This window comes from Lysinibacillus sp. fls2-241-R2A-57 (genome assembly GCF_030209535.1).
Lineage (GTDB): Bacteria > Bacillota > Bacilli > Bacillales_A > Planococcaceae > Lysinibacillus.
On record NZ_JARVRU010000121.1, the window covers coordinates 1 to 6,400 of the forward strand.

Annotated in this window: 11 protein-coding genes; 7 read left to right on the forward strand and 4 right to left on the reverse strand. The window is 37.0% G+C overall.

Translation table 11 applies throughout. The features are described from left to right. The 3 genes from QRN68_RS18150 to QRN68_RS18160 form a co-directional block, all read left to right on the forward strand. Positions 1-184, forward strand: a 184-nt coding sequence (locus QRN68_RS18150) for a hypothetical protein (protein WP_285398308.1), incomplete at its 5' end; no start/stop codon positions are given. Positions 185-204: 20 nt separating this feature from the next. After that, complete coding sequence (locus QRN68_RS18155) at positions 205-732, forward strand: D-glycero-alpha-D-manno-heptose-1,7-bisphosphate 7-phosphatase (RefSeq protein ID WP_285398309.1); 528 nt, start codon at positions 205-207, stop codon at positions 730-732. 67 nt (positions 733-799) lie between these two features. Beyond that, positions 800-1,000, forward strand: coding sequence for a hypothetical protein (locus QRN68_RS18160; protein ID WP_481817466.1), 201 nt, complete (start codon positions 800-802; stop codon positions 998-1,000). 157 nt (positions 1,001-1,157) lie between these two features. On the opposite strand, the gene QRN68_RS18165 is transcribed toward QRN68_RS18160, so the two are convergent. Continuing rightward, a complete protein-coding gene (locus QRN68_RS18165) occupies positions 1,158-1,424 on the reverse strand; it encodes a DUF3055 domain-containing protein (RefSeq protein ID WP_068985326.1) in 267 nt (88 codons plus the stop codon). A gap of 88 nt (positions 1,425-1,512) precedes the next feature. On the opposite strand from QRN68_RS18165, the gene QRN68_RS18170 reads away from it, so the two are divergent. Together QRN68_RS18170 and QRN68_RS18175 are read left to right on the forward strand one after the other, a co-directional pair. After that, positions 1,513-1,965 (forward strand): DUF86 domain-containing protein, encoded by a 453-nt coding sequence (locus QRN68_RS18170; RefSeq protein WP_285398310.1) that lies wholly within the window; start codon positions 1,513-1,515, stop codon positions 1,963-1,965. After that, on the forward strand, positions 1,962-2,714 hold the full coding sequence (locus QRN68_RS18175) for a TIGR01457 family HAD-type hydrolase (RefSeq protein ID WP_285398311.1): 753 nt from the start codon (positions 1,962-1,964) through the stop codon (positions 2,712-2,714). The genes QRN68_RS18170 and QRN68_RS18175 overlap by 4 nt, the downstream gene beginning before the upstream one ends. 211 nt (positions 2,715-2,925) lie before the next feature. Here the strand turns inward: QRN68_RS18175 and QRN68_RS18180 are convergent, their stop codons facing one another. After that, entirely contained in the window at positions 2,926-3,162 is a 237-nt protein-coding gene (locus tag QRN68_RS18180) for a YuzB family protein (RefSeq protein WP_285398312.1), read from the reverse strand. Positions 3,163-3,533: 371 nt separating this feature from the next. Between QRN68_RS18180 and QRN68_RS18185 the strand changes: the two genes are divergently transcribed. After that, positions 3,534-4,598: an NAD(P)/FAD-dependent oxidoreductase gene (locus QRN68_RS18185; RefSeq protein ID WP_285398313.1), complete on the forward strand. Its 1,065-nt coding sequence runs from the start codon at positions 3,534-3,536 to the stop codon at positions 4,596-4,598. Positions 4,599-4,734: 136 nt separating this feature from the next. Here QRN68_RS18185 and QRN68_RS18190 read toward each other — a convergent pair whose 3' ends face one another. Beyond that, entirely contained in the window at positions 4,735-5,070 is a 336-nt protein-coding gene (locus QRN68_RS18190; protein ID WP_285398314.1) for a YuzD family protein, read from the reverse strand. A gap of 83 nt (positions 5,071-5,153) precedes the next feature. On the opposite strand from QRN68_RS18190, the gene QRN68_RS18195 reads away from it, so the two are divergent. Further along, entirely contained in the window at positions 5,154-5,390 is a 237-nt protein-coding gene (locus QRN68_RS18195) for a NifU family protein (RefSeq protein ID WP_010857481.1), read from the forward strand. Between the two features lie 55 nt (positions 5,391-5,445). Here QRN68_RS18195 and QRN68_RS18200 read toward each other — a convergent pair whose 3' ends face one another. Next, positions 5,446-6,135 carry a DUF2225 domain-containing protein gene (locus tag QRN68_RS18200; RefSeq protein WP_285398315.1) on the reverse strand — a complete coding sequence of 230 codons (690 nt, stop codon included), beginning with the start codon at positions 6,133-6,135 and terminating at the stop codon, positions 5,446-5,448. Between the last annotated feature and the right edge of the window lie 265 nt (positions 6,136-6,400).

Consider the following 6,400-nt stretch of genomic DNA (forward strand, 5'->3'; position numbering starts at 1 on the left):
GAAAGCGAAGCGTCAGCGGCAAATGTTTTATCTGCGCGAAAGCGAAGCGTCAGCGACAATTGTTTTATCTGTAGCGAAAGCGAAGCGACAGCTACAAAGCTCCCACCCGGAACGGAAATCAACCCCACTTTTTGGTGATGAGTTTGCATTTTTTTGCTTTTATACCAACCTACTTATTTTATAGTAAAGGTGTGTGTTATTTAGATGAAAAAAGCTGTATTTTTGGACCGTGACGGGGTCATCAATGAAGTGTTAACAAATCGCGTTAAATTTGTGAATAAGCCCGCGGATCTTTATTTTCTGCCGCATGTTCCGGAAGCTATAAAAAAATTGAATAAGTACTTTGACTATATATTTGTCGTAACCAATCAAGGTGGTGTCGGATTGGGGTATATGAAAGAAACGAAGCTTCAAAAAATACATGAGCACATGGTAAAGGAATTGAAGAAGGAAGGGGCGACTATTCATGAAGTTGTATATTGTCCTCATAAACCAAAGTCAGGCTGTGCTTGCCGTAAGCCTAATAGTAAATTAATCGTGGATCTTGGTGAAAAGTATAATATTGATTTAGCAAAATCCTATATGGTGGGAGATACGGATACAGATATTATAGCAGGCAAACGAGCAGGGACTAAGGGAGTATTTTTAGGTGAGAAAGATCCGCTGGCAGATGCGGTGTTTCCAGATTTAATTAGTGCGGTTGATTGGATCATTAAGGATGCAACAGCATAATTCACTTTAGCAAAGTATCATCCATTATGGATAAGTATAATTCATTTGAAAAAGGATAATTTATTTAATGGAGGTGATGAATTTGACTAAAGAAAAACGTAATAAAAAACCGTTAGACCGAGAAGAATATGGTTTCGGCTTTGATATTAGTGTAGATGATTTAGCTGTCATTGGGCAAAATCAACAAGCTAAAAAACAAAACGATAATGAAAACAAAGACAAGCCTCACAATAAGGAAAATCCGGCAACTTTAAATAATAATGAATAGAGCGGCTCGATATATACGCTCTATTTAGCTAAGATAGTTACAAAAAAATTTCGCCTACTTCTGCTGAACAGTGCACAAAGCATTACTAGTTGCCTGTAGAAAGAGCGGAATTTTTTTGTATTGAATCTTATTATAAAAAAACACCCAATCAAGGGTGTTAGTTCAATAATTCACGTAAATATTCACGTAGTTCTACTGTATCTTCTTCTGTACGATTGTAAACATGTTCTAGGTAGCCAGGTTCTTCTACATCATCTGGACCGATTATTGCAAAGCGTCCAAATTGGATATCCATGACAAGCACTTTCCCAAAGAAGCGGCCTGATTGCAAAATGGCTAAATCATAGCGTAACTTATTTCCAGCAAAACTTACAAAGCGTGTTTTTGTATCTTCTACATCATCATATAAAAAAAAACGTTCCATCTTTTAATCTCCTTCCAGTCCTATAGATATGGTACTATAGAAGAGAAATGACTATCAACTTTTAAAGATTTGAATGGGGGCTTTCCTTGTGTATTTTGTAGATCGAAATAAAATCACAAAAAATTTACAGTACTTAGATGGACTATTAGCTATTTTAGAGGCAGAAGATAACTGGCTAGAAAACGATATTAAGAAATTAGCAATCGAGCGAATTGGTCACAATGTAATGGAGTCCATGATGGACGTAGGGAATTTAATGATTGACGGTTTCATTATGCGTGATCCAGGAAGCTATGAGGATATTATTGATATTTTAATCGATGAAAAAGTCGTATCAACTGAAATGGAAGCACCGTTAAAAGCAGTAGTTGGCTTACGTAAAATGCTTGTTCGTGAATTTGCAGATGTAGATATTCAGGAAGTTGTAAATGTGTTAACAGCGAGTCTACCTGTGTTAAAACAATTCTCACCAGCCGTGAGTAGTTATTTAACAAATGAACTCGGCCCTGTTTCAGCATTTTTGCCAGAGGATCATCAATGAAAACGTACAAGGCATATTGCTTTGATTTAGATGGTACCGTATACCGTGGGAAAGAAGGTATTCCTTCTGCGATTACTTTTATTCATCGTTTACAACAAGCAGGAATCGAGCCATTTTACGTAACAAATAATTCTTCTAAAACAAGAGAGCAGCTGCAGGAAGCTTTAAGTGCTATTGGAGTGAATGCCCCGTTAGAGCATATTTACTCTAGTGCATTAGTTACAGCAAAATATGTTGCCTTGAATTATCCTGACAAAAAAGTAGCCATGTTAGGTTCTGATGGTATTCGTAAAGCGTTATTTAATGAAGGCATTGAACCGACTGAGGAAGAGCCAGAAGTATTTGTTATGGGGATTGATCGAAATCTAGATTATATGGCACTTGCAAAAGCGACGGTTGCTGTCCAAAACGGCGCGACGTTTATAGCAACGAATCAAGATATTAAGTTTCCGACTGAATATGGATTTCTTCCAGGGAATGGGTCGTTTGCCCGATTAGTAGGTGAGGTTGCAGACGTTGAGCCAATCTATATCGGTAAACCATCACCTGCAATGCTTGAAGTCATTGCGACAGAGCATAGCTTTACAAAAGATGAAATGGTGATGATTGGCGATAATTATGACACAGATATTATGTGTGGCATAAATTTTGGCTGTGATACAATCCATGTAAATACAGGTGTTACACCAACAAAAGCTGTACTTGAGAAGGAACAGCAACCTACTTATGTGGTAGAAGCATTAATTTAACTTCTTTCATCGGAAGTCGCCCATTTTCTATAGGTGTGAGATGAATTCGGGTTTAAAGTTACGTTTCAATTGCTGTCCAAATATTCGTATAAAAAGTTCAAACATAAAAAAAGGATGATTATGTCGATATTTTTGGCATAACATCCTTTTTATATGTTCAAATTTAATAGTAAGCGTTTCATTATTATATGAATGAAGAATTACGCCTTCATTACCATAACGGATTTTCTTCAATAAATTGATAAATAGCTTTCGTCAACTCTTCAGGAGAATCAGCCTCAACTAATTCACCATTGACGATTGCATAAAAAGATTCTGAACACTTTGTACAGTAACTAAGGCAGCCATATTCCAAAACGTCGATGTTCGGATCGCGCTCTAGTATTTCATACGTCTTTTGAGAGCCATTTGCTAAATTACTTATACAAAATTCAACCATTGGATTCATACATGTCACCTCACCAAAGTAATGCTACTCGCTTTTAAAACATTCGTCAATGATTTGAGTTGGCCTTGGAATAAAAGCAGATATTCAATGGTAACGTTGGGCGCATACAAAATGATGGCAAGCTACAGTGTTAAACTATCTTTACAAAAGTGAAGAGAAGGAAACAATATTTAAGGGAAATTTGAGCGATAGCGACAATTTGTCGAAGTCCAAATGATTCAAAAAACGTTCGAAAAAAGCAAGTTATCATTTATTTTGTGAAATCTTTCACAAAATTGCATTATGATATTGTGAAACTTCTCACAATCGGTTATACTCATTTGTGGATACTTTGTGAACAATTAATATAAGAGATATAAAAGGAGACTATTATGGGAAAATTAGTACTTTTAGGTGGCGGCTACGGCAATATGCGTGTCATGCTTCGTTTATTACCAAACCTTCCATTAGACACAGAAATGGTGTTAGTAGATAGAGCCCCTTTCCATAGTTTAAAAACAGAATTTTACGCATTAGCAGCAGGAACTGCAACAGATAAAGAAATTCGTGTAAGCTTCCCAGAGCATGAACGTTTAACGGCTGTATATGGAGAGGTCGTTGAAATTAATCGTGTGGAAAAAGTAGTCATTTTAGAAGATGGGCAACGTATTGAATATGATGATTTAGTAATTGGTCTTGGCTGTGAAGATAAATATCATGGTGTACCAGGTGCAGAGGAGTACACATATAGCATTCAAACAATGGCAAAATCACGTGCAACGTTCCAAGCACTTTGTGGTTTACCAGCAGATTCTACGGTCGGGATTGTAGGCGCTGGCTTAAGTGGTATTGAGCTTGCAAGTGAGTTACGTGAAAGCCGCGCAGATTTAAAAATAAAATTATTTGACCGTGGTCCACGTATTTTGAAAGACTTCCCTGAGAAGTTGAGTAAATATGTGAAAGCTTGGTTTGTCAAAAACGATGTTGAGGTTATTGCCAATTCAAATATTACAAAAGTAGGACCAGATAAAATTTATAATCATGAAGATGAAATTTTACTTGATAAAGTCGTATGGACTGCTGGGGTACAACCAGTCAAAATTGTCCGTGACATGGATGTTGAGAAAGACAAACAAGGTCGTCCGCTTGTAACACAATACTTTAATGTTCTTGATGATGAGCATGTGTATGTTGTAGGTGACAGTGCTTCTTCAGAATTACCTCCAACTGCGCAGTTAGCAGAGGAACAAGCAGAGCAGATTGTTAAAGTACTTCGCATGCGTTGGAAAGGCGAACAATTACCTGAGAAAATGCCAGATATTAAATTAAAAGGTTTCATGGGAGCTCTTGGTAAAAAACAAGGCTTTGTATATTTAGCAGATACAACAGTAACAGGACGTATCGCTCGCTTAATGAAATCAGGATTATTATGGTATTACAAACGTCAAAATGATTAATAAGCTTGTGTGGTTGAAGACAAGCTACAAAAAGGGGATTGCTTCGAAATTTCGAAACAACCCCTTATTTTTTATCCCGATTGGTGAATACTAATAATCAGAGGAGGATAGAAGAAAACCCTCACTGATTAAAGTTTTATACAGTTTCGTCTGGCGTGAAGCCTAGGTTTTCGAGTGCAGTAAATACAGGCTTTAATTGCACATAGCCTTCGCCCACGACTTCCTCATTTATAAGGACAAGTGGATAGAAAAATTCATCGTCTTGAATACGTGTAGCATAATCTTGATCGCGTTCATTCTCAATTGGTCCTTCTATATCGATATAGCGAATATCATATGCTTGGTTTGGATATTTTCGATCTATGGCTGCTTGTAGCCACTCATATGTATCCTTTGAAGATGGCGCGTTGACACAGCTTGCGCAAATTACCGCTGTTCCGTAAATTTCAATCATCGGTTTCGTTTGTCCCATAGTATTTCCGCTCCTTGTGATTCTATATTGGATTTTTTCTGTTGCTAACATTATAATCATTATAAGGAAAGGAGTCGAGACAAATGGCTGAAGCAACAATTAACGATCAAGTTCAAGAGGTATTAGATAAATTACGCCCATTCTTACTACGTGACGGTGGAGACTGTGAATTAGTAGATGTAGAAGACGGCATTGTAAAATTACGTTTATTAGGTGCATGTGGTAGTTGCCCAAGTTCAACAATTACACTGAAAGCTGGTATCGAACGCGCATTATTAGAAGAAGTACCAGGTATTATTGAAGTGGAGCAAGTATTCTAATCGATCGATTATAAAAAGTTCTAGCTGATTACTCAGACTAGAACTTTTTTTGTATCTATTGGTGAGCGTGTTCTTTTTCCTCTCGAATAATGGCCCATTGCTCTTTAGCCATTTCAATGATTTTTGCCTCTCCACCAATACTTTGCTTTTCAATGACCTTTGAAAAGAAGCGTGTAGCATTTTCTAAATCACCGATACGTCGTGATAATTCGGCAATCATATACATAATTCGTACATCTGACATTTGCGTTGAGCTGTAATCTTCTGTTGAATAGGAATCCATATAGTAATCCCTAGCCATTGTCATAAAGCGTTGCTCCTGGCCTTCGTTCTTAAGGGAACGATATAACCACGCAAGACGTAATGTAAGCCCAGCTATAGCGACAAATTTCTCTTTTTTAATCGTACCGCAAAGAAACGCCAATTTATAAGCTTGTATCGCTTGGAATACAGTGCGTTCTCCCTTAAAATCATGATGAATCCATTTTTCTGTAATTTGCGTGTGAATTTCCTCTTGTGTGTCAGGTGCAAAATATTGTGTAAAGTCTTCGGTAAATGAAAAGCCGCAATGCTCACAAACAAACACATTATAATAAAGCGCATTTACACCATCGGCATAGATCGGGTGAAAATCTGTTTCTGTATGATCTACTTTAATGAATTTAGAGCGTACTTTTAATGTTGGAAATTCTTTTTTGCAATTATGACATTGAATTTTTTTTTCGTAATAAGGTGAAATCTCCATATTTTATACCTCTTTCATCAGCTTGTTATAACTATTATACCGACAAATATTTTTCGAGCGTGAGTAAAAAGTGCTATAAATGTGAAAAATATTAGAATTTTCACTGAAAATCCAGCTTGTTACCATAACGTGTGGTTGATTTCCATTCCGATTGGGCGTTTTCCTAGGGGCGTCCCTGAAAAGTGATCGGGTAAGCATCAGAAGTGATCGGGTATCCGTGAAAAGTGATCGGGTAAGCATCAGAAGTGATCAGGTATCCGTGAAA